Annotated in this window: 23 protein-coding genes; 19 read left to right on the forward strand and 4 right to left on the reverse strand. The window is 37.2% G+C overall.

All coding sequences use genetic code 11. From position 1 onward, the window contains the following. Positions 1 to 35 precede the first annotated feature (35 nt). The 7 genes from Q1B07_RS09255 (at position 36) to Q1B07_RS09285 (ending at position 7037) form a co-directional block, all read left to right on the forward strand. Positions 36 to 902 (forward strand): DNA-3-methyladenine glycosylase, encoded by an 867-nt coding sequence (locus Q1B07_RS09255; protein WP_299088933.1) that lies wholly within the window; start codon positions 36 to 38, stop codon positions 900 to 902. Between the two features lie 16 nt (positions 903 to 918). Continuing rightward, on the forward strand, positions 919 to 2316 hold the full coding sequence (gene rlmD / locus Q1B07_RS09260) for a 23S rRNA (uracil(1939)-C(5))-methyltransferase RlmD (RefSeq protein ID WP_299088934.1): 1398 nt from the start codon (positions 919 to 921) through the stop codon (positions 2314 to 2316). A 237-nt stretch (positions 2317 to 2553) separates the two neighbouring features. Continuing rightward, positions 2554 to 4200 (forward strand): restriction endonuclease, encoded by a 1647-nt coding sequence (locus Q1B07_RS09265; protein WP_299088936.1) that lies wholly within the window; start codon positions 2554 to 2556, stop codon positions 4198 to 4200. A 171-nt stretch (positions 4201 to 4371) separates the two neighbouring features. Next, positions 4372 to 4632: a hypothetical protein gene (locus Q1B07_RS09270; RefSeq protein ID WP_299088937.1), complete on the forward strand. Its 261-nt coding sequence runs from the start codon at positions 4372 to 4374 to the stop codon at positions 4630 to 4632. A 9-nt stretch (positions 4633 to 4641) separates the two neighbouring features. Then, a complete protein-coding gene (locus Q1B07_RS09275) occupies positions 4642 to 4962 on the forward strand; it encodes an aspartyl protease family protein (RefSeq protein WP_299088938.1) in 321 nt (106 codons plus the stop codon). Positions 4963 to 5334: 372 nt separating this feature from the next. Then, entirely contained in the window at positions 5335 to 5538 is a 204-nt protein-coding gene (locus Q1B07_RS09280) for a DUF3311 domain-containing protein (RefSeq protein ID WP_299088940.1), read from the forward strand. Further along, entirely contained in the window at positions 5538 to 7037 is a 1500-nt protein-coding gene (locus Q1B07_RS09285) for a sodium:solute symporter (protein ID WP_299088988.1), read from the forward strand. The genes Q1B07_RS09280 and Q1B07_RS09285 overlap by 1 nt, the downstream gene beginning before the upstream one ends. A gap of 174 nt (positions 7038 to 7211) precedes the next feature. Here Q1B07_RS09285 and Q1B07_RS09290 read toward each other — a convergent pair whose 3' ends face one another. The 3 genes from Q1B07_RS09290 to Q1B07_RS09300 all read right to left on the reverse strand — a co-directional run bounded on the left by Q1B07_RS09290 (position 7212) and on the right by Q1B07_RS09300 (position 10582). Continuing rightward, complete coding sequence (locus Q1B07_RS09290) at positions 7212 to 7811, reverse strand: TetR/AcrR family transcriptional regulator (RefSeq protein ID WP_299088989.1); 600 nt, start codon at positions 7809 to 7811, stop codon at positions 7212 to 7214. A 22-nt stretch (positions 7812 to 7833) separates the two neighbouring features. Beyond that, positions 7834 to 9336, reverse strand: a complete 1503-nt coding sequence (locus Q1B07_RS09295) for an FAD-dependent monooxygenase (RefSeq protein WP_299088941.1) — start codon at positions 9334 to 9336, stop codon at positions 7834 to 7836. Positions 9337 to 9724: 388 nt separating this feature from the next. Beyond that, on the reverse strand, positions 9725 to 10582 hold the full coding sequence (locus Q1B07_RS09300) for a TIM barrel protein (protein ID WP_299832622.1): 858 nt from the start codon (positions 10580 to 10582) through the stop codon (positions 9725 to 9727). A gap of 357 nt (positions 10583 to 10939) precedes the next feature. On the opposite strand from Q1B07_RS09300, the gene Q1B07_RS09305 reads away from it, so the two are divergent. The 3 genes from Q1B07_RS09305 to Q1B07_RS09315 all read left to right on the forward strand — a co-directional run bounded on the left by Q1B07_RS09305 (position 10940) and on the right by Q1B07_RS09315 (position 13768). After that, complete coding sequence (locus Q1B07_RS09305) at positions 10940 to 11200, forward strand: DUF6429 family protein (RefSeq protein WP_299088945.1); 261 nt, start codon at positions 10940 to 10942, stop codon at positions 11198 to 11200. Between the two features lie 91 nt (positions 11201 to 11291). Next, positions 11292 to 12956, forward strand: a complete 1665-nt coding sequence (locus Q1B07_RS09310) for a hypothetical protein (RefSeq protein WP_299088946.1) — start codon at positions 11292 to 11294, stop codon at positions 12954 to 12956. A gap of 248 nt (positions 12957 to 13204) precedes the next feature. After that, positions 13205 to 13768 (forward strand): tyrosine-type recombinase/integrase, encoded by a 564-nt coding sequence (locus tag Q1B07_RS09315; RefSeq protein WP_299088947.1) that lies wholly within the window; start codon positions 13205 to 13207, stop codon positions 13766 to 13768. A gap of 49 nt (positions 13769 to 13817) precedes the next feature. On the opposite strand, the gene Q1B07_RS09320 is transcribed toward Q1B07_RS09315, so the two are convergent. Next, positions 13818 to 14510: a universal stress protein gene (locus tag Q1B07_RS09320; RefSeq protein ID WP_299088948.1), complete on the reverse strand. Its 693-nt coding sequence runs from the start codon at positions 14508 to 14510 to the stop codon at positions 13818 to 13820. Between the two features lie 146 nt (positions 14511 to 14656). Between Q1B07_RS09320 and Q1B07_RS09325 the strand changes: the two genes are divergently transcribed. From Q1B07_RS09325 to Q1B07_RS09365, 9 genes are all read left to right on the forward strand, one after another. After that, positions 14657 to 17074 carry a Na+/H+ antiporter subunit A gene (locus tag Q1B07_RS09325; RefSeq protein WP_299088949.1) on the forward strand — a complete coding sequence of 806 codons (2418 nt, stop codon included), beginning with the start codon at positions 14657 to 14659 and terminating at the stop codon, positions 17072 to 17074. Continuing rightward, on the forward strand, positions 17058 to 17483 hold the full coding sequence (locus Q1B07_RS09330; RefSeq protein ID WP_299088950.1) for a Na(+)/H(+) antiporter subunit B: 426 nt from the start codon (positions 17058 to 17060) through the stop codon (positions 17481 to 17483). Before Q1B07_RS09325 ends, Q1B07_RS09330 begins: the two co-directional genes overlap by 17 nt. Continuing rightward, positions 17483 to 17821 (forward strand): Na(+)/H(+) antiporter subunit C, encoded by a 339-nt coding sequence (locus Q1B07_RS09335; RefSeq protein WP_299088953.1) that lies wholly within the window; start codon positions 17483 to 17485, stop codon positions 17819 to 17821. Before Q1B07_RS09330 ends, Q1B07_RS09335 begins: the two co-directional genes overlap by 1 nt. Next, positions 17814 to 19304, forward strand: a complete 1491-nt coding sequence (locus tag Q1B07_RS09340; RefSeq protein ID WP_299088954.1) for a Na+/H+ antiporter subunit D — start codon at positions 17814 to 17816, stop codon at positions 19302 to 19304. The genes Q1B07_RS09335 and Q1B07_RS09340 overlap by 8 nt, the downstream gene beginning before the upstream one ends. 38 nt (positions 19305 to 19342) lie before the next feature. Further along, the gene (locus Q1B07_RS09345; protein WP_299088956.1) at positions 19343 to 19822 is read left to right on the forward strand and encodes a Na+/H+ antiporter subunit E; all 480 of its coding nucleotides are present in this window, start codon (positions 19343 to 19345) and stop codon (positions 19820 to 19822) included. Then, the gene (locus Q1B07_RS09350; RefSeq protein ID WP_299088957.1) at positions 19819 to 20103 is read left to right on the forward strand and encodes a Na(+)/H(+) antiporter subunit F1; all 285 of its coding nucleotides are present in this window, start codon (positions 19819 to 19821) and stop codon (positions 20101 to 20103) included. The genes Q1B07_RS09345 and Q1B07_RS09350 overlap by 4 nt, the downstream gene beginning before the upstream one ends. Next, entirely contained in the window at positions 20081 to 20476 is a 396-nt protein-coding gene (mnhG, locus tag Q1B07_RS09355) for a monovalent cation/H(+) antiporter subunit G (protein ID WP_299088958.1), read from the forward strand. The genes Q1B07_RS09350 and mnhG overlap by 23 nt, the downstream gene beginning before the upstream one ends. Before the next feature lie 878 nt (positions 20477 to 21354). Then, positions 21355 to 23088, forward strand: coding sequence for a hypothetical protein (locus Q1B07_RS09360; protein ID WP_299088960.1), 1734 nt, complete (start codon positions 21355 to 21357; stop codon positions 23086 to 23088). 147 nt (positions 23089 to 23235) lie between these two features. Then, on the forward strand, positions 23236 to 24210 hold the full coding sequence (locus tag Q1B07_RS09365) for a sugar ABC transporter permease (protein ID WP_299832628.1): 975 nt from the start codon (positions 23236 to 23238) through the stop codon (positions 24208 to 24210). Positions 24211 to 24223 lie beyond the last annotated feature (13 nt).

A 24223-nucleotide genomic window follows, 5' to 3' on the forward strand; every position in this document is an offset into this window, starting at 1 on the left:
ATAATAGGCTTAAAAAAGGAAAAGGATGCGGAGATATGTGGAGGGAAACGATCACAACCGAAGGGCCATATGATTTTGAGCGAGTTTTAAGTCGTTTGTCTTTAGACCCTGTAAATACACTTAACTTAGAAGAAAAAATAGTTAAAGTCCCTTTAGTCATCGAAGATAAGCCGTATGTCATCATCGTCCAAGCAGTCGGGACGATCGCGAATCCATGTTTCGATATTAGTGGCAGTGATGAAAAGGTAAAAGACCGAGCATTAAAGAAAATAATAAAAATCTTTCAATTTGATTTTCCATTACATACACTTGGCTTGCATTTTCAAAAAACAAATATAGCCGAAATCTTTCAGCAACATGCAGGTACACCGCTTGTGTTAGAATTTGATCCTTATCGCTGTTTGATGAAATGCATCATTCATCAGCAGTTAAATTTAGCTTTTGCTCATAAGTTAACTGAACGTTTTGTTAAAACCTTTGGCTATCAGGTTGATGATGTGTGGTTTTATCCAAGACCGGAAACCGTGGCTGCTTTACAGTATGACGATTTAAAAGCCCTGCAATTCAGTGGAAGAAAAGTGGAATATGTTATTGATACATCACGATTAATTGCGGAGGGCAAATTAAATTTTGCAGAACTGGACATGCTGTCAGATGATGAGATTATGAAAAGGCTGATAAAAATACGGGGCATTGGTCCATGGACAGTGCAAAACCTGCTTTTATCCGGACTTGGCCGTCCAAATCTTTTCCCAAAGGCTGATATTGGCGTTCAAAACGCAATTAAAAAGCATTTCAAGCTTGAAAAAAAGCCGACAGCTGAGGAGATGGACCAATACAGCAAGCAATGGGAGCCCTATTTAAGCTACGCAACCTTATATTTATGGAGAAGCATTGAGTAGAAACGGAGCGTTTTTCATGAACGATAAAAAGCAAGGAAATTCAATTAAGATTTCAAAAGGACAAACCTTTCCGTTAACGATTAAACGCTTAGGTATTAATGGGGAAGGAGTCGGGTACTTCAAAAGGCAAGTTGTCTTTGTTCCTGGCGCGCTTCCTGGTGAGGAAGTTTTAGTTGAAGCAACAAAAATACAACCTAAATTTGCAGAAGGAAAGGTGAAAAAGATCCGTAAAGCGTCACCTTTCCGAGTCAAACCGCCATGTCCCATTTATAAAGAGTGCGGGGGATGCCAGCTTCAGCATTTGGCTTACGACCAACAGCTGAAGGAAAAACGAGATATTGTGATACAATCACTCGAACGTCATACAAAACTTAAACTAGACAAGCTTGACATTCGTCCAACGATCGGCATGGATGAGCCGTGGAACTACCGGAATAAAAGCCAATTCCAGGTTGGACAGCTAAAAAACGGCAAGGTCATTGCTGGTTTATATGGCATGGATTCACACCGGCTGATCCCAATCCAAAACTGCATGGTCCAGCATCCATTAACAAATAAAGTGTCTGAAGAGGTAAAGCAGATTCTTGAAGACTTTCAGGTTCCAATCTATGACGAACGAAAACGAAAGGGAATTGTTCGGACGATCGTTACTCGAGCAGGCTTCCACTCTGGTGAAGTTCAAGTTGTGTTAATCACAACCCAAAAAGAAGTGCCGCGTAAAAAGTTAATTATCGCGGAAATTCAGAAACGCTTGCCAGAGGTCAAATCAATTGTCCAAAACATTAATGGGAACAAGACCTCGTTAATCTTTGGCGAAAAAACACTTCATTTAGGCGGTGAAGAGGTGATCCAGGAAACGCTCGGTGACTTAAGTTTTGAACTTTCAGCACGAGCCTTCTTCCAGCTTAATCCTGCCCAAACGGTTAAGCTATATGACGAGGTGAAAAAAGCAGCAGGTCTTACTGGAAAAGAAAAAATTGCCGATGCCTATTGCGGTGTAGGAACAATCGGATTATGGCTTGCAGATGGGGCAAGCGAGGTTCGCGGAATGGACACCATTGAAGCAGCGATAGTGGATGCCCAGGAAAATGCAAAAAGACATGGCATCGAAAATGCCACCTATGTCACAGGAACAGCCGAGCACTGGCTGCCAAAATGGGTGGATGAAGGCTGGCGCCCGGACGTCATTGTTGTTGATCCGCCTAGAACAGGGTGTGACCGAAAGCTATTAGACGCGATTAAAAAGGTGAAGCCGCAGAAGTTTGTTTATGTTTCGTGTAATCCTTCTACGCTTGCGAAGGATATAGATTATTTGTCGAAGGAGTATAGGGTTGAGTATATTCAACCGGTGGATATGTTTCCGCATACGGCGCATGTGGAGTGTGTGTCGCAGGTAGTACTAAATAATCTGTAATCACAATGTAGCATGTAAAGTGTGAACCTTACATTGATAATCCTTAGAAGAAAAAAATGTTTGAAAAATCGCAATGAACGAGAAAAGACTCTATTGTTAGGGTCTTTTTTCCTTTTAAAAACATAAAAAAATTTACACATTTTCTTACATAAATTGTCGAAAAAAGGAAAGTAGTTATAATATACTATTAATAAGAATAATATTCCAATGTAAAATTCTTAGATAAGGAGGGTTCTAATGTATTCGATTGAAATTAAACATGAAGGCTTACATAAGTTTAGGGTAATAAAAGGTAATAATAAATATGTTGTTGAACAAAAGGCATATTTACAAAAAAAGCAATGGGATGAAATGTGGGAGAGAAAGCAAGAAGCAGAGAGGAAAAAACATGATCGTGAACAGGCTGCTATGGAAAAAGCTCAAAAGAAAGCAGTAGCAGAACAGTTAACTCTCGAAGCAATTAATCAGCTAGAAGAGATAGATAACACGTTGTTATATACTTTGGATATAGATGACAAAATAAACTGGGATTCACTAAAGGATAATTCAAAATTCCTAGATCAAAAACCAAAAAAACCAAAAGAACCATCTTATCCAACAAAACCAGATATAAAATCATTTGAACCAAAGTTTGGTATTTTGGACAAAGTATTTTCCTCAAATAAACAAAAAAAAGTTGAAGCATCAAATAGATTATTTGAAGAAGCAATAAAAAACTGGGAACAGACAACAGATAAATTAAAAGAAAAATACGAAAAAGAAATGGCAGAGTATGAAGAACAATTAGCAAATTGGAATAAAAAGAAAGAAACTTTTGAGCTGGAGCAGAAGGAAAAGAATGATGCAGTTGAAAAGAAAAAAGAACTATATTTTGCTGGTGAAAGTGAGTCAATTATTGAATATTGTGATATGGTACTTTCAAATTCTGTTTACCCAGACTACTTTCCTCAAGAGTTTGATATAGATTATAACACTATCAACCGAACTTTAATTGTAGATTATAGTCTACCAGATATTTCAGATTTACCAACATTAAAAGAAGTGAAATATATCGCTACCAAAGATGAATATAAGGAAAGTTTTATAACCGAAGCTGCCACAAGAAAAATGTATGATAAGCTGCTTTATGACATAACTTTACGTTCAATACATGAACTTTTTGAAGCGGATGCTATAAATGCTATAGATTCAATTGTATTTAATGGTTGGGTAAATACAGTGAATAAGGCAACAGGGAATCATGAAGATATATGTATCTTATCTGTTCAGACAACCAAAGAGGAGTTCATGGAAATAAACTTGAAAAATGTAGAATCAAAAACATGTTTCAAAAACCTTAAAGGTGTAGGAAGTAGTAAGTTGTTTAGTCTTACCCCTATTGCACCTATACTGCGAATTAATAGAGAGGATGCACGTTTTGTTGATTCCTATAACGTAACAGATAATGTAGATGAAGAGACTAATTTAGCAGCTATGGACTGGCAAGATTTCGAACATTTAATAAGGGAGTTATTTGAAAAAGGATTCAATAATTCAGGTGGGGAAGTAAAAATTACACGGGCTAGCAAGGATGGTGGGGTTGACGCAGTAGCCTTTGATCCAGACCCCATTAGAGGTGGAAAAATAGTAATTCAGGCAAAACGATATACTAATGTTGTAGGAGTTTCAGCTGTTCGTGATCTATATGGTACTGTAATGAATGAAGGTGCGACGAAGGGGATATTAGTTTCAACTGCTGACTATGGTCCTGATGCTTACAATTTTGCAAAGGATAAACCATTAACTTTATTAAATGGTAACAATCTTTTGCATCTACTCCAGAAACATGGACACAAAGCGAAAATTGATTTAAAAGAAGCAAAAATGTTAATGAGCAATAAATAATAATAATCATTATTTAGCTCAGCTAATGAAGGAGTTCCTCCATTTGGATCTCCTTTTTGCTATGTAGTTAACCACAGATTGTATTTGTTTGTAACAGGATTAACTGAAATAAATCCAATCAATGTTATAATAAATGTAAATCACTTTCTATATATTCGGAGGGACTCTAAAATGAAATGGTCTGAAGTTCGTCAGTATTTTTCACAACGTTGTGTCTTAGTAGAAGCATTAAAATCAGAAACAAAAGGAAAAGAAAGAATCATCGAAGAAATGTCAGTAATTGATGACTTTGAGGACGGCAATGCAGCATGGAAAGTGTATAAAAAACTACATGCGGAAAATCAAAGCCGTGAATTATATATCTTTCACACGAATAACGAAGAAATAAAGGTAATTGAGCAGCCATATATAGGGGTGCGAAGAAGAGTATGAGATGACCAATTGCCTCTAGTTTCTGTTCAGATTGAATACAATGGAATGAAAAAGACATTTAGCAACGTGCTGCTTGATACTGGCTGCGCTTCAACCATTTTCGATACGGACTTATGCGAAGAAATCGGGCTGCTGCTTGATTTAGAAAATGCCATTACACGAAAGATGTACGGAATTGGCGGAACTGAAATCTGTATAGAACAAAAAGTGAGAGACATGATAGTTGATAAATTCCTCCTTAATGATTTTATCATACAACTCGGTGATGTTAGAGAAATGCATGGATTTGACGGGATCATAGGCAGTGATTTTTTCACTTTAATAAATTGATCATCGACTTTGAAAATACGGAAGTGCGAAAAAATCAGTTTGGGTAAACACTACTGCATCTATATGAATCTGCGCCATCACCATACAAGCCATGTGGAGTGTGCGGCACAATTAACCTTGGTTTAGTATTAAAACAGCCATTTTATATATACGTAGTGAGGAAAAGATCTTATCAATAAAATCGATAAGGTCTTTTTTGAGTTTTCGTAAAACCTGAAGTTAACTGTCAGGTTTTTACTCTCTTGTAATCTAATTTTTTTATTGTCTTCTCAATTTTTATTCAATTCCCTTGTTTTACAATCTATTAATTGATATTATTATTAAATTATTAATATTCTGAAATAATTTCAGTTAAAAAGAGAGGTTTTAAATATGGGAAAAAAATTCTTATATGGAATTCTAGTCGTTTTGCCTTTTATCCTAATGCTCGGAGCAATACCATTTGTAAATCGAATTGATCCTATTATTCTTGGACTGCCATTTTTTCATTTTTGGCTGTTTTTAGGAATGGTTATCACTCCAATATGTACGTTTGTCATTTATCGATTACAAAAGTCAGAAGGGAGTATTGAATGATGCAAGGAAATTTAACAGCTTTGATCATCACAAGTTTCATTGTTTTATCAGTTGTTTTAATTGGATTTATTGCTGGACGAAATAAAGCGAGTAGAAGCTCTGTGGAAGAGTGGTCTGTTGGCGGCAGACGATTTGGTCCATTGCTCGTTTGGCTCTTAGTAGGCGCTGATTTATATACGGCTTATACATTTTTAGGGTTAACTAGTACTGCCTATTCAGGCGGGAGTCTAGCATTTTTTGCGATTCCTTATACCATTATTGCTTTCTTTACTTCTTATTTCTATCTTCCAAAGCTATGGAAAGTTTCGAAAAATCGTAAGTTAACAACACTTGCTGATTATGCTAAGGAAAGATTTGATAGCAAGTTTTTATCTTTATTAATCGCAATCGTTGGTGTCTTAATGTTAATCCCTTATATTGATTTACAGTTAGCTGGGATTCAAGATACGCTAACAGTAGCTGGGACAGGGTTTATTAATGTTAAAGTCGTTGTTATTTTATCGTTTTTATTAGTAGCACTTTATACATTTTTTAGCGGTATTAAAGGGCCAACCTATACAGCTATAATAAAAGATATTTTAGTGTGGGTTATTATGTTATTCATGGTTGCATCACTTCCAATCATCCATTTTGGAAGTTGGGGTTCAATGATGGATAAATTCGTGGCAGAATCTCCGCAGCTGCTAACCATCCCTGCTACAGGACCAAAAAGTTTTCCATGGTTTATCACAGCATCATTAATTTCTGGATTGGCGTTATTTATGTGGGCTCATGCTGCAACTGGCGTATTTACTGCTAAAAGTGCTGACGCGCTTCGAAAAAATGCAATCTATCTGCCATTTTACAATATTGTGTTGATTCTTGTTATTTTCCTGGGTTTTGTTGCATTTCATATACTGCCAGAAGGAAGCGATCCGCGTTTCACATTATTAAATTTACTCCAAATGTCTTACGGCGGTGTGGTTCAAGGACTAGCATATTCTACAATTGCACTAGCTTCGCTTATTCCTTGCTCCATTATGGCAATTGGTGCTTCCAACCTGTTTGCGAACAATATTTACCGCGATTTTATTAATCCAAAGGTAAAACCAGCAAAATTAACAATGATTACCCGTTCGATGGTATTTGTCGTTATTGGACTAGCGTTAATTTTTGGCATGCTCTTCCCGACAGCACTTGTATCGCTTCAGCTGCTTGGTGTTTCTGGAATGGTTCAAATTTTTCCGGCAATTGTCTTTAGTCTGTTTTGGAGAAAACAATCGAAAGAGGCTACAATATTAGGCTTAATTGTTGGACTAATTGTTACCTTTACTGTATACTCAACTGGAAAATCCTTCGGTATTTATGAAGGTTTCTGGGGATTACTCGCAAATGTCATAACACTTGTGGTTCTAAATCCAATTTTTGTTAAAAAGACAATGAACAAAACGAATCCTGTCATCGATCAATTGTTTCCGAAACAACAAGTCTCACATATGAGCTCACGAAAAGGCGCTTAACATTGTGGCCATCTGACTAAAAAAGGCACCTCTAAAATTAATTTACTTATTTACAACAAAGTTTTTTAAGGCAATGGAATGTGATTAACCACATATTACCCATTGCCTTTTAAAATGGTTTCTCTGAATTTTCGTGCCGTTTCTTGAAAGGACTATTGCCAAAGGCTTTTATTTTTAAGAGGTTCTTACGATAAATCTCAATAATAAATCGACTTTCGGCATCTGATAATTTTCATCTTCCTGAATATTTAACGTCATTAGCCCGGAAAGAAGGGATAAATAGCATGATATCAGTTCGCTAGGATGATCATCTGCAAGTTCCCCTTTCTTCTGCCCTTCAATGAACAGGGGTTCCAATATGTCGATGTAAGTCTTCATTGTATTCTCCTCGACAAGCTTTTTGGCATCTTTGGGTACTTCATCTGACGTACGAGCGTGATGCATCAGCATGAAATGAAGTTGGGAGCCCTCATTAAGAATCTCAGCGGTTAAAGCCTTTATTTTATCTAGTGGGGATCCAGGTAGGTGATAGATGCTCTTGATGCCGGCAATAGATTCATCTATTGCTTGCTGAACGAGTGTAGTAAAAAGTTCATCTTTGGAATGAAAATAGCGGTAGAGAAGCCCGGCGCTTATTCCAGCTTCACTAGCAATCATACTCATTTTTGTGCCAATAATTCCTCGTCGAGCAAAGACCTTAAGGGCTGCTTCCATAATTTGTTCTTTTCGTTCATCACGAATTTGCTGCAACTGTTCTTCGTTTAAAGGTGCAATGATGTTTCACTCCTGATCATTTTCATAATTTTTGTGCATTCAAATGTTCAAAGGCTGTTGAGGGAAAGGCTGGTATAATCTGAGACAATTGTTCCTCAAGTGTCTGACCGCATACATTTGAGAGTTCACAGAGCAATTCTTTGCTTTCGGAAGATCCCTCTTCAGAAGCAAGAATGGAAGAGATCATGTGCGAATTTACTATTCGATCTAGCGGCAAAAGTAAAGTATTCACCGCCCAATACAAACCATAACGTTCAAAATTACGTTTGGTAGTTGCATGTTTAATATACAATGCAAAGTATTTTTGAGCAAATTCAATCCCCTTCAGCTGTTTGCCTGCATATGAAACTCCTTGCCATGGTAGATTAGCAGCACAATTCAACCACCAGGCAGGTTCAACAATTTCATTCATTTTTTCGAGTATGTTTCGTTCAAAATAAGGTAAGGGATGATTTCGTTGTTCACGTAAGCAGGCTTCCAACATTTCTGCTTCTATTGCAGCCATTGTCATTCCCTGGCCAAAAATCGGATCAAAATGGCAGAAAGCATCTCCTAATACCAACAATCCTGATGGCCATTGCTCCATTTCTTCAAAGTGATGCCGGAATAATTCAGTCATTCTATAACCTCTGGGAACTGTAATTGGTTCAAGCTCTTGCAACACTTCAGCTATTAATGGATCGGCAAGCTTTGCAATCTCTTGTTCATACTCATCGACATTTGTGGTTGGATAATGCCCCCCAGGACGATAAAGGACTGTTTCAGCTATGTTATTCTCAATTGTGGAAAATACCCCGGTTAACGTCTTATTGGACGGATCTCCTGCAATTCGAATGACATCCCAGTTTACTGACAAATGGGAGGGGATCTTGTAATGGCGAGTGCTGTAACCAAGCGAGATTTTGAGAATATCAGGACTTGGTACATCAAATCCGAGATGCTGCAGCCATTTTGTCAATTTAGAGGAACGGCCGCTGGTATCAATGACGATGTCTGCACTTAGTGTATTCTGTTGACCTGGTTGTTCTCGTTCTCGTACATAAACACCTGTTACAACTGCTTGATCTGATGACATAAGCAAGCCAATTACGTCAACCTTTGTAAGAAACTTAATATTGGAAATCCCTTTCACGCGCTGACGGCATACCCACTCAAGCAGCGCTCTGCTGAATGTTGCATCATTTTCTGTATTGGGCATGACTAGGGAGCCATAATGATTGGTCTGGTGAATCATTTTATTCTGTGTGGATGGGGCGCCGCAAGACAGTAATTCATCATTAAATCCAGGGAAGAGCTGTTCCATGATCATTTTACCTCTAGGTGTAAATCGATGCGGGTGAAATGCTTGAGGAGTACCTGCACGAATTTCCGGTTTCACAGGAAGATCATCTTTTTCGATGATAAGCACTTCTGAATAATAATCTGAAAGTACTCTTGCAGAGAGTAGTCCGGCCATTCCTCCACCAATCACAATTGCTTTTTCCCAATTGCCTTTTGTAACATTTACCTCTGTTTTGATCATCATGATCGCCCCCAATATATTCATTTACAAAATTGCTCTTTTAATGAGTGAATGGTTCATTCATTAAGATAATAAATTGAACTATAAAAAATGTCAACAAAAAATTAGAAAGGCAGGCATGTTTGTCATTTTATACTGAATTGAACCTGTAAACTTTTTGTGTTTGGATCAAATATTATTTTATGCATTGTAGTATAGGTTTAAAAAACTCATCAGCACTCTAGACTGACAATTGCAGGGCAATGGATTAACGGTCGACCACAATTTGACAACATCGTATCCATTGCCTTTTAAAATTGCTTTTCCTAATTTCCTTGCTGTATCTTGCTGAAATCTTCAACACATTACCTGGTGTTGGGTTTTCTTTTTCCACTATCAATATCTAAATGTGTCAACCAGAAACAAAAGAGTTTTTTGGAGACACTCTATTCCACGCTTCTTCTAGAATTCTTTTAAAAACGAGTGCTTGTTCCCAACGATCTGAAATTTCTTTTGGAGTAAGATTTGAATAGTGGGTAATAGAATAGTCTGGTGGGCCAAGTTCACATACAAGAGGCAGAACATCGCCTGGTTTTGCCTCTTTCAACCAATATGACATTCCTTTTTCCCACCACCCAACAAACCGATCTGTCATTGGATGTTTTCCCTCAGGACCAATATCAACCTGTATCTGCTGCCCATTAGAAACACGGGCATGAATAGAGGACGTCCTCTTTAATAATATATCCAAACACTCTTCTGCTTTCTCTGAATAGCAGCCTTCTCCAGCTAAAACATAATGGGAAAAATCAATGGTTAATCGTAAGTCATGAATTTCATTTACATAATGTACGGTCCGAATTAAGTCCTGGGTAATCCGGCCACGATGTGTTTCAACAAAATACTGGATATTTTCCTTTTTTGCTTCTGCAACAAGATCCTTTAACAGCTGAATTGCATCATCACCAATGGTGAAATCGTTCATTACTTGTGAGTTTATATACTGAACGCCAAATTCCTTTGCTTTTTTAATCAATGGTTGAAGATCTTCCTTTTTAGAAGGAAAGGAATGAATCCCGAAACTAAATTGGTATTCATCAAGGAGTCTCCTCCACTTTTCCGCCTCATGATCTTCAGGCAGAGAACCCATGATCCCAGTAAAGCCTGCTTCCGCTATCTTTTCAAATTTTTCTTCCATTGTCCATTCCCTAGTGCCGTTTCCTAAACCGATCATCGCCCACCATGATTGTTGGATATCTATTTTCAACATTCCAGCTCCTTTGCATTTACTTTTCTAATTTAACTGATGTATTTATGTAAACTAACTTATAACACAATGCTTGCACCATTTTTGTGCTTTAAAACTCCTTATCTTCTAATGATTAATGGACTCATTACCTACAATTTGGACATCAATTTCTATAAAATATTGTAATAATCTTCTAGCCATTGTTACAGTAACAAAATGGCTAAAAACTATAACAATCCTGCTAATTAAATGATCAATTAATGCTAGTTATGAAATACTAGAAGCTCCGGTGATAACTTAGACGATAACCAATATTGTAAATTGCTAATTTTTCTAATAAGCTAAAATAAACGTTGCATAGAAAGGGGCTTTTTAGACATGGAGGAAAAGATTAAGGAGCTTACTCTGTTATTACTATATTTAACATCATGGAAAGAAAATGATCTTCCCGCAGAAATGAGGAGAAGCTGGAAAGGGTATCCATTTGAGGTCTTGAATGAACTTACAGAAAAGGATTTAATTCGAGGGAGTATCAGATCGAAATCCGTTTATTTAACTAAGGATGGGATTAAAGAGGCTGAAGCGTTACTAAGAAAATATCTAGGGAATGTGGAAAATAAGGAAGTGGACCTCGAGTGAATGATAAAGCTTTAGACAATCAAACCTTTTAGGAAATGAAGCCAAATAGGATAGAAATGAACATTTATGTGGAATAGGCGAGGGATTGGAGATGAACATTAATAATTTTGAAAACGATATAAACAAAACGATATTAGACAGAGGATACAGCTATTACATTGAAGGAAATGTCGTCGAAGCCTATGAAAAAGGCGAAAACGAGTATATTTTTCATATTGAAGGAAGCGATGACTACGAAGTGTTAGTTGAGATTAGTGATAATGGAGACATTTTATATTCCGAGTGCGATTGTCCCTATGATTTTGGACCTGTATGTAAACACGAAGTTGCTGCATATTTTCAACTATTTGAAATGTTAAATCATGAAACTACTAATGACAATTTAACGAGCAAGCCCCGCAAGCAAACAACGATTCAAGAGGTTTTAAGTAATCTATCGAAAGAAGAATTGATAAATATTATTATAAATGTCGCAAATCATGATGCTACGTTAGAAAACAGTCTCATCGTTAAGTATTCAAACGGAGACAGTCAACAGGAGCTTGAGATATGTCGGGAGTTAATCAATGCGATTGTGAGAAAGTATACAGGTAGAGAAGGTTTTATTAAGTATCGAAATACGGGAGCTTTTGTAAGAGATCTGGATGATATTCTAGAAAAAGCAAGGGATACTGAAAATGTACTGCTAGCATTAGATATTGCATTGCTATTGCTTGAGGAAGCCATTGGTGCGTTTCAATATGCGGACGATTCCAGTGGAGATATAGGTTTTCTCGTCACGGAAACACTAGAATTAATAGAGGAAATTGCCACTAGCCAGAATGACCATCAAAGAGCAGAATTATTTGAGAAACTATTAGATCAGACCGATAACGAGGTTTTTGATGGCTGGCTCGATTACAAGATTGATTTACTAAAAATTTGTTGTGAATTTGCAGATGAGGAAATACTTAGGAAGCAGCTAAGAATGAAAATCGAGTCCATGCTTGATAAAAAATCAAGCGACAGGTACATGCACTATAGTAATGAAAGGTTGCTCCAGCTATTGTTTCAGCTAATTGAGCAATATGGTACACAAGAAGAAGCGGAACAATTTATTAAAGAGCATCTTCAGTTTTCATCCTTCAGAGAGCAATTACTGAATAAATATCTTCAAGGGAAAAACTACCATAAAGTTATCGAAGTGGCTAAAGAAGGAGAAGCGCAGGATCAACAATACCCAGGATTAATATCTAAGTGGAAAAAATATCGGTATCTAGCATATAAATTTCTTTCATTAAAAGAAGAACAGCAAACATTAGCCAAGGAACTTTTGCTTGCTGGTGATTTTGAGTATTACCAAGACTTAAAAGAATTAGCTTCGGAAAATCAAGGTGAATTCTATTCAAACTTAAAACAAGAACTGAAGACTATAAAACGATGGAATGCTAATCGTATATTCCTTAAAATGATAGAGCGAGAAAATGATCTTGAAGAAATCTTGGAATTTGTCAGAGATAATCCTAGATATATTGAAGATTACGCTGAGAAGCTAGTTAAACAATTTAAAGAAGAAGTCATCGAAATTTATAAAGAATTTATAGAATCTGTAGCAAGAACTTCATCCAATCGAAGAGATTATCAAGGGCTATGTCACAAAATTAAGAGATATAAAAAGATTGCAGGTAAACCAAAACAAATGGAATTAATCAACGAACTAATGGGCTTATATAGAAAAAGACCGGCCTTTATAGACGAATTAGGAAAAATTAAATAACTCGGAAGGACTCCTTACAATTAGGACGGCTTATTGTTAAAAATTCATTGGATTGATACAGCTTTGTTCATCTTATTTAACTTTTAAAAAATAAAAAGAGCGTAATCATTACGCTCTTTTTTGATGATAAAAGATTGTGATAAAACTGCTTTTTCATTCGTTAAAAAGAATATTTTGCATATCTTTTGGTAATGTTACTTAATATGTGCTAATATATTATTATGTAACCTATCCTGGGAGGAAAGCATATGGAGTATGTTAATCCTATTAGAGATATTGAGAGTATAAATGCAATAAAGAACATATTAAGGAAACAATCGCAAAGGGATTTATTGCTTTTTGTCTTTGGGATCAATACAGGAATTAGGGTAAGTGATTTACTTTCTTTAAAGGTTATCGATGTATGGGATGGGGAGCAAATTAAGGAATTTTTATATTTAAAAGATGAGAAAAGTGGCCATACACGGGCGCATTATATTAATCATTCCATTCGAATGGAGTTAGAAAAATATTTAAGCAGCCGAGAGTTTAATGAAAATGATTATTTGTTTAAGTCGAAAAAGAATAACCAGCCGATTACTCGTCAGCAGGCTTATCGGATTATCCATAAAGCAGCGGAAGAGGTTGGGATAAAAGAGAAAATTGGAATGCACACACTTAGAAAAACATTTGGATATCATGCCTATCGGAAGGGGATCGCTATTTCAATTATAATGGACATTTATCATCATCAGTCCCCCTCTGAAACACTGCGCTATATCGGGATAAATAAACAAGATCAAGATATGATTAGAGTCGATATTAATTTGTAAACAAGTTGGAACTAAATAAAAAGCCTCCACCAATGGTGGAGGGAGAAATTTATAAGTAATCGTCATCAGAGTTTAAATTCGAATTCATTTCAACATTTGTTAAGTTTGTCACGATATCTTCATGTACTTGGACTTGTAAGGTTTCTTTATCTTTCATAAATTTGAAAATACCGTTGTTAAAGTCAGTTCCATATTCCTTAAAGAAAATTCCTTCATACTCAATATCCTTTGTATGTTTAAAGATTAGGCGGTATTGGCCGTGCTCCTTTATCAAATAAGCACGTACTCCTTTTTCAAAATGTCTATCAGGATTTTTAAGATAACGTGATACAGAAATAATATGCAGGTCTACAAAGGGAATTTCACGCAGTAACGAGTTGATAATAGACCCTTTTGCGATTTGTTCCCAGCGACTTTGAGCTGTTTGGCCAAGAATAATCTGTGTAATGTTCTTTTCTCGTGCAACCTCTGCAATTACTTTTGTAATGGGTCTTTGTTCATTATCTTTCATAATGAAGGCATCAGCGCTATGTTGCTCTGCTAACTGTTTCCATCGTGTAATATAACTTGTCTTTTCTGCATCCAGATCATCAAAGGGTTTAGGATCAACGGTCAGGATGTAAAGAGGACAATCAAGCATATTGGCAATCTTACAGCCCCGTTGTATGAGACGTTCTCCATTAGGACCATAATATACACAGACGAGGATGCTTTCGTCCATGCGTCCCTTTATTCTCTTCATTATTCGTTCACCTCAGTATGGCTGTGAATTAACCTAAAAAAATACCATTTTACAATAAACTATGTATGACTATAACGTATGCTACACATTCAGTCAATCGTTGAAATGTGGATTTTATAACTAATATTTTATCGGGAGGGGAAATGATGTCTTGGTTACACCTAATGATCTTAATTCCATTTATCTTTGCAATAGCGGTCCCGTACCTATATAAGAAATTCACACCCCGCATACATACGGGATGGTTTGTCCTTTTCGTACCATTATTGATATTTAGTAACCTTTTAACCTTTATACCCACAATTTCGCAAGGAAATACATTCACAGCTACTGTACAGTGGCTTCCTTCATATAATATTAACTTTACAACTCATGTGGACGGATTAAGTCTCGTTTTCGGATTATTAATTGCAGGGATCGGTACTCTAGTTATTCTCTATTCCATTTACTATATGTCGAAACATCGCGAGGCGCTTCATAATTTCTATGTTTACTTATTGTTGTTTATGGGAGCGATGCTTGGTCTGGTTTTTTCTGATAATATTTTTGTTTTATATGTATTTTGGGAAATGACAAGCGTGTCTTCCTTCTTATTAATTGCCTACTGGTATGAACGTGAAAAATCACGATATGGTGCGCAAAAGTCTATGTTGATTACGATATTTGGCGGACTTGCGATGCTGGCAGGATTAATTATGCTTGCCATGATCTCGGACACGTATAGTATCCGTGAAATGGTGAGTCGTGCAGCGGTTTTTCCTTCACACTCATTATTTTTTCCGGCAATGATCCTGATTCTCATTGGTGCGTTTACTAAATCAGCACAGTTTCCATTCAGCATTTGGTTGCCAGACGCAATGGAAGCACCTACACCAATCAGTGCCTATTTACATTCTGCTACCATGGTTAAAGCGGGAATCTACCTTGTTGCCCGCCTCACACCCGTTTTTGGAGGATCTGCTGAATGGTTCTGGATCGTGTCAGGTGTAGGGATCATTACTTTATTATATGGCTCGGTAAATGCTGTAAGACAAACAGACCTTAAGGCTTTACTGGCATACTCAACCATAAGTCAATTAGGTTTAATCATGAGCCTGCTTGGTTTTGGTTCTGCATCATTGTATTTCAAGATTGGAGATGATTCCACCGTATATGCAGTGGCCATTTTTGCTGCGATCTTCCACTTAGTGAACCATTCAACCTTTAAAGGGTGCCTGTTTATGGTTGTTGGCATCATTGACCATGAGACGGGAACGCGTGATATTCGAAGGCTTGGTGGCTTGATCCATTTAATGCCGACTTCCTTTACCCTTGCTGTAATCGGCGGTTTCGCTATGGCAGGTCTTCCTCCCTTTAACGGTTTTTTAAGTAAGGAAATGTTCTTTACAGCCGTTTTAAATACGGCACAACTGTCGGCTTTTAATGCGGACTATATTGGGATAATCATTCCTATCATCGCATGGATTGCCAGTGTGTTTACATTTGTGTACAGCATGATTTTAGTATTTAAAACGTTTAGAGGCAAAAATAAGCCTGAAAAACTGGGCAGGGAAGTGCATGAGGCACCAATTGGGATGTTAATTCCCCCGCTAGTTCTTGCTTCCCTAGTCATTGTGATGTTCTTTTTCCCAAATGTCCTTTCACACTATTTATTAAAACCAGCTTTAATGGCTGTTTTGCCAACACTTGCTCAAGAAGGAGAACTACATGTCAAAATTAGTGCTTGGCATGGTTGGAATACAGAGCTATTTATGACTCTTGGAGTGATAGGCGTTGGAACGCTATTATATGTTTATTTGAAAAAATGGCATCGAATTTATCACGTTTATCCAGAGGGTTTAACATTAAATAATATGTATAACCTTGGGATAGAAAAGATGGAGAATGTTTCTCGATTGATTACTAATCGCTATATGACAGGATTTATTCGTCATTATCTCGTCTATATTTTTTCATTTATCATCCTTCTCTTAGGCGGGTCGATGTTGTTGTTCGATGGCTTTTCCTTTAACCCCTCTGCTGATGCACCTGTTAATTTTTTTGAAGCAGGATTAATGATTGCTATGGTCATTACGGCATTAACGGTTCTCTTTTCGAAGAATAGAATGACCAGTATTGTTGCTGTTGGGGGACTAGGTTTTCTTGTATCTTTTTTCTTTGTCTTATTTCGAGCACCGGATTTGGCCTTAACCCAATTGGTAGTAGAGACAGTTACAACAGCCTTATTCCTCTTATGTTTCTATCATTTACCTCAGCTTCGGAAAGAAGTAAGTCGTGTGAGGTTTAAAGCAGTAAATGCTGTGATCTCGATTGGCGTGGGTGTGGTTGTTACCATTGTTGCACTATCTGCAAATGGAAATCGTTTATTCGAATCGATTTCAAGTTATTATGAGAATTCCTATGAATTGGCCGGTGCTAAAAATATCGTAAATGCGATCCTCGTTGACTTCCGAGGGTTTGATACCATGCTGGAAATTTTGGTGCTATGCATTGCTGGTATAGGGGTGTATACCTTAATAAAACTAAGAATATCAGGAGGGGATAAAAATGAAGGAACCAAATGATGTCATCATCAGAAGTGTCACAAAAGTGGCAGTCGTGATCATTCTAACATTTGCCATTAATCTATTTATCTCAGGCCATCATTATCCTGGCGGTGGATTTATCGGAGGACTGGCCTTTGCATCTGCGTTAATCCTTTTATTTCTTTCGTTTGATATTGAAACGGTTCTTAAAAATATTCCGGTAGATTTTAAAGTTCTGGCTGCGGTGGGGGTCTTAATTTCTGTTCTGACAGGGGTCGGCTCTTTGATGTTTAATGCACCGTTTTTATCTCAGTCTTTTGGTTATTTTAATCTGCCTGTTTTTGGAAAGACGGAATTGGCAACAGCAGTGATTTTTGATGTAGGGGTAGCGTTGGCGGTCATTGGCACCTCCATCACGATCATATTGAGTATAGGTGATGATCGATAATGGAAACGTTAATGTCCATCCTTGTCGGAATATTATTTGCTATAGGTATTTATTTGATTTTGACGAAACGTTTATTGCAAATTATTTTAGGAACATCGATTCTTGGTCATGGCGTTAATTTACTCATTATCACGATGGGAGGGTTAAAAAAGGGAGGTCCGCCGCTCCTTGGAATAAAGAATCTTACCTATGCTGATTCATTGCCGCAAGCCCTCTTATTAACGGCGATTGTCATAAATTTCGCCACAACTGCTCTGTTTTTAGTGTTGAGTTACCGGGCTTATAAAGTTTTGGGCACGGATGATACAGAGCAACTTGGAGGTATTGAGAATGAATAATTTAGTGATATTGCCCATCATTATCCCGATCATAACAGGGATGATGATGGTTATTTGGAAGAAAAATATTAATTTCCAAAGGGTTCTTAGTATTTTATCAACCGTAGTGGTTGGTGCCGTGGCCATTTATTTAATGGTCCAGATTGAAAAAGAGGGGATTCAATACCTGCATTTAGGAGGTTGGGAAGCCCCCTTTGGTGTAAGTTTGGTCGCTGATATGTTTTCAGTTTTACTTGTCCTTGTGACCTGTATTGTTTCCTTATGTTGCTTATTATATGCTTTTCACTCGATCGGGAGAGAACGGGAATCTTACTACTTTTACCCTTTGTTTTTATGTCTCATTACAGGGGTAAATGGCTCATTCCTTACAGGGGATATTTTTAATTTGTTTGTCTGCTTTGAAGTGATGTTGGTTTCTTCCTATGTGTTGATTTCCCATGGAGGAACGAGAATTCAACTAAGGGAGTCTATCAAGTATATTCTAATCAACATCATCTCATCTTTTCTATTTCTCGTTGCCATTGCCTATTTATATGCCATAACTGGTACGTTGAATTTTGCTCATCTTTCGATTCGGGTAGCAGAGGTTGGCCAAGAGGGACTTATGAATACGGTAGCGATTCTATTTTTAATTGTGTTTAGTTTAAAAGCCGGTTTATTTCTATTTTATTGGCTTCCTGGTTCTTATAGTGCTCCACCTACTGTAGTTGCTGCCATATTTGCCGCACTATTAACTAAGGTAGGGATTTATGCGATTATTAGAGTTTTTACGTTAGTCTTTTATCATGACCCGCAAGTTACGCATTTATTAATCGGGATATTAGCAGCTGTAACGATGATATTAGGAGCGATAGGTGCTGTAGCTTATGGAGATATTAAGAAAATATTAACGTATAACGTCATTGTAGGAGTGGGATTTATTTTAGCCGGAGCGGCTTCTTTCACAACGGAAGGGATGACGGGATCATTATTCTATTTAATCCACGATATGATTGTTAAAGCTCTCATTTTCCTATTAGGTGGAACAATCATTCATCTTACAGGAACGAGTAAACTTAATGAAATAAGTGGTCTTATCCGGCTGCACCCGGGATTAGGCTGGATGTTTTTTATTGCCGCCTTATCACTATCAGGAATTCCGCCATTAAGCGGCTTTTTAGGAAAGATTTTTATTTCAGAAGGAACTTTTGAAGCAGGATACTTTTGGCTAGGTGGGATCGGATTATTTACCAGCCTTATGGTTTTGTATTCGATTATGAAAATCTTTATGAATTGCTTTTGGGGTTATACGGACTTAACGGAGGAGGATGAGAAAGGGACAACCAAAGGGTTAATGTTACCTATCGGAATTCTGACCATGTTAACAATTGCCCTGGGCTTAGGTGCGGAAGGTATTCATGCTTATGTTGATGATGCTGTTGAAGGCTTAATGAATCCAAGCATTTATATTGAAGCTGTATTGGGAAGCGGCCAAAGGCAATAACCTAATCGTATTTTTGATGGTGGAAAGGGGTGGCAGCCATGCCCATGCAAGTATTAATAAATCTATTAATCGGTGTTATCTGGATGTTCCTTCAAGATGATTGGAGTGTTTTAACATTCTTTAGCGGTTACTTATTTGGTTTGTTGGTCCTTTTTATCCTGAGAAGATATTTACCAACAAAATTTTATTTGGTGACATTGTTTGCCATTGTTCGGCTTTTTCTTGTATTTATCATTGAACTATTTACATCCAGTATATTGGTTATTCGACAGGTGACACGGCCTAGAATCAATATTACTCCAGGTATTTTCACATTGGAAACGGAGTTGGAAGGAGATTTGGAGATTACCTTATTGGCCTTACTGCTAACACTGACTCCGGGATCGGTTGTGGTGGAGGTTTCTTCGAACAGTAAAACGTTTTATATTCATGCGATGGATATCCCGGAATCAAGCGATGCCGTTCTTCATTCTAAAAATAAATTTGAAAAGGCTATTAAGAGGGTGACACGTTCATGATACAGGGAATATTAATTTGTTCATTAATTTTCTTGAGTTTTGCCATTTTTGCTACGATTTTTCGGTTGGTAAAAGGGCCGACAGCACCTGATAGGGTGCAGGCACTCGATGCATTAGGGATTCATTTAATATCAGGAGTGGCTATATTTTCAGTTTTGCTAAGAAGTACTGGTTTTTTTGAAGTGATTTTATTAATTGGCATTCTCTCCTTTATTGGGACAATTGCCTTTGCGAGATATATTGAAAGAGGTGTGGTCATTGAGCGTAATCATTCAGATTGAACTGATTGCAGTTAGTTTAATATTGCTTGGTACCATTTTCAGTTTTTTAAGTGCAATTGGATTCATTCGCCTCCCTGATCTGTATACACGCTCACATGCACTTTCAAAAGGATCAACAATGGGTGTCCTCTTTATTCTAGTTGGTACCTTTCTCTTTTTTATCATGGAGGGAATTTTCAGCATCCGGTTATTTCTTGGTATTTTCTTTGTTTTTCTTACGGCACCAGTTGCAGCCCATGTCATTGTACGTGCGGCTTACCGCTCAAATGTTGCTCTTTCAAAAGATAGTGTTAGAGATGATTTGAAAGAAGTTTACAAAAATGAAGGAGTGATTGGAAGTGAACAAAGAAGAAAGGAAGAACTTGGGGAATAAGGCAAAGTAGTATTAATGTAAGTAGTTATCGATAATAAAGTTGGATATATACATTGGTGTAATCTGTCACAAAGGGATTATTATGTCCTGGAGTGACAGACTTTTTTAGGGTTTAATCCTTTATTTTAGTTGAAAGCGGAGCAATTAGTACATTAACTGGTAAGATCGTGTTACAAGAATAGAGTAGGTAATCATTTCCATCTAATGAAAACTCTGTCAGTGGACAATTCCCTTCTAAAGAAATGGTTTACGAAGAAGCTTACACACTAACCTTTCAAAGGAAGATTAATTAGGAAAATATTCCCTCCTGGTTCTTAATTATTATCTAACCTTTTTATGACAATTAATGTAGTTCCTCGCTATCAGTTTCAGTCGAAGAGTGTATTTTCTGGGAAATAATCGTCTTGTTTTGCAGTTAATTGATAGTGTAATCCATATCTCTAAATTCCATTTTAGTATTACCAAGTAAGCCCGTCTGTGTATTAGCAGAGGTTTTCTTGGGGTTTAATATTCATCACCTTATAATGGAATAAGACCATGAACGTTTATCATGAAGAAATAAACGGAAAGTAATCCTCCACTTCCCACTTTAAAGAAATACCTTCAGAATGACTTTTCTACATTATAGAAGTGCTCTTTCCAAACCCTCAATAAAAAAATTGCCCTTTCAAAAAAGCGAATATTTTATTGGCAGAGGTGCGTGTATATTTCAGTAAAGTCAAAAATAAAAAGCTTAAAAAAGTTGACATTTTGATAGAAAGACGAATTTTTGGGGTTGAGTGTTTTGAAAATACACACTATTGTTAGGGAAACACAAAAGAAATATTTTTTTCAGGAAGTACAGGAAATCTTCATTACAATAGCAAGGGGGATTAACAATGTATCAAAAAATTCTACAAACGAATGAATCTTTTACAAGGAAAATGCTGGATTACCAAGACCTTGATCCGACCAGTAAATATTTTGGCGGCATTATTGATCCGATTATGGGAGTTGCCATGCCAAGCCACGGAAATACACCAAGAGTTATGGCGGCCTGGGTTGCCGCTATTGTAAACCCAGATTCTCAGTTTTATCAAAATGAGGAATTAATTGAACGCTTACGAAAAATGTCTGAATATATGCTAAGGTATCAGCATCAGGATGGAACGATTTCGTTAGGATCAACGAATTATCATTCTCCGCCTGATACAGGGTTTGTCGTTGTAGGTTTATCACAGGTTTATTTGTTATTAAACAAGCAATCATCGGACATGTACGATGATGTTTGTGCCAATCTGAAGCTTTTTTTAGAACGGACTGTGCCTGTCCTTCTCACTGGGGGCTGCCACACTCCAAATCATCGCTGGGTTCTGACCGCTGCCCTATCCTTTTTAAATCAACTATTTCCTAACGAAGCGTTAGTAAGCCGTGCTGAAGAATGGTTAGCGGAAGGATTAGATTATACAGAGGATGGAGAATGGACGGAACGAAGCAATGGAATTTATAATGCAGTGAACAACAATATGCTTTACCATGCTGCACAAAATTTAAATCGCCCAGAGCTACTCGAGCCTGTTAGAAGGAATTTAGAATTAATGCAATATCTTGTTCATCCCTCAGGAGAAGTTGTTACAGATTATTCAGGTAGACAAGATTTTGGAGTGACATCTAATTTAGCAAACTATTATTTCATTTATCGCTTAATGGCAGCACATGATAAAAATCCGCTTTTTGCGTATATGGCAGACTTGGCAGCTGAAAGTGTAACAGAACCTGGCAGTGTTGATTCTAATGCGATGATTGGACATCTGCTATATCCGGACAGAATGAATAATGAGGGGGAACGGCAGTCTATTCCTAATGAATATGTGAAAATCATCAATAAGCAGTTTCCTCGTTCTGAGTATTTAAGCAGGGTTGCTAATGTAGGCCATCATCTGAAAATTTTGCACAGTGCCCCACATACAGCGTTTGGGTCACCAATTGTCCGTTATCGAAAAAAAGATACGAGCGCGACGATCATGACCAATACTCCTTCATTTTTTTCACTTCGTCATGGAAAAGTGAGACTGTTAGGGACAAAGATTGCAACTGCTTTTTCACCAGGGATTGTTTATTTTGATGAATTAAAAGAACAGAATGAAGGCTATGTGTTAAGTGCTGTGATGGAGAAAGGGTATAACTCGCCTATTCCGAAGCCTTTTTTAGATGAACTGCAGAGTATTGATGGTAACAGTATTCCGTGGTATTTACTTCCACATCAGCATCGTGAGATTACCCATCTTCAGAAGCACGAAATTACAGTGACGATCACTCCAGGGAAAGACGTGTGGAAGCTTCACATTAAGAGCGACCAATTGGAAGAGGTTTTTACACAAATAACGTTTATTTTTGATCAAGAGGGAACATTTAGTGGAGAAGGAGTGAAACATGTTCGGAATGAGCAATACTTCTTAACTGAGGGCAAGGCAGCTTACTCTGTAGGAAATCATTCGATTGAAATCTCACCAGGTTCTCATGACCATTGGTTGGATACGCTTCGTGAAGATGAACATTCAGCAGGATGTAAACACTTATCGTTAAACCTTATGACGCCATTCGATCGAGTCATTGAAATCAAGCTAAAATAGGAGAAAAATAGATAGCTAATAGAAAAAATTAAGATTATCAATAATTGCACTTTGCCTAGAAGGTAGAATTATTGTTATTGAAAACAAGTGAAATTCCTTATAAAGTCTTGTTAAGCGCTTACAACTTAACTCGATAAAGGGGGCTCGATGGTGAAATTAGAGCATATTCAAACAGCTGCACGAAAAGAAAAAAAGATCTCATTACTGTTTAAGAAGTCTGAATTTTATAAGTATTGGAAATATAAGTACTTAACGATCTTAATTTTACCGACACTGCTTTATTTCGCCGTTTTTGCATATGGACCACTTTATGGCCTGCAAATCGCTTTTAAAGATTATAAGTTTATGGACGGAATATTGGGTAGTGAGTGGGTAGGTTTTGACCATTTCATTTATTTATTTCAGTTGGATAGCTTTTGGGAAGTGTTCCGCAACACCATTTTAATTAGTACCTATAAATTTATTTTTGGATTCCCGGCACCAATCATCTTTGCCCTTCTGTTAAATGAATTGCGGAATGTTATTTTTAAAAGAGTCGTACAAACTGTATCCTATTTTCCGCACTTTGTATCATGGGTGATCCTGGCTGGTATTTTCACTCAATTCTTTTCGCCTTCTATCGGTCCGATTAATATTTTGCTTAAGGGATTGGGAATAGAACCCATTTACTTCTTAGCTGATACGCATTGGTTCCGTTCGATCCTCGTATCTACTGATGTGTGGAAGGATCTCGGCTGGGGAACGATAATTTATTTAGCTGCACTTGCCGGAATTAATCCGGAATTGTATGAATCAGCAAGGGTGGATGGAGCCAATCGTTTTCAAAGAGTCATGAATATTACATTGCCTTCCATGTACCCTGTTATTACGATTATGGCGGTTTTATCTATTGGAAAGTTAATTATGGATGATTTTGATCAAGTGTTTAACTTATACAATCCAGCCGTTTATAGTGTCGGTGATGTGGCAAGCACCTATATTTATCGACAAGGTCTGGTCGATCTCCAATATAGCTTTGCTACTGCAGTAGGTTTATTTAAAAATGCCATTTCACTTGCAATGGTATTAATTGCAAATATGATCGCCCGGAAATTAAGCGGTAATGAAAACAGCCTTTGGTAAATGACAAACGAGG

The sequence above is a fragment of the uncultured Metabacillus sp. genome (assembly GCF_947503125.1).
Classification (GTDB): Bacteria; Bacillota; Bacilli; order Bacillales; family Bacillaceae; genus Metabacillus.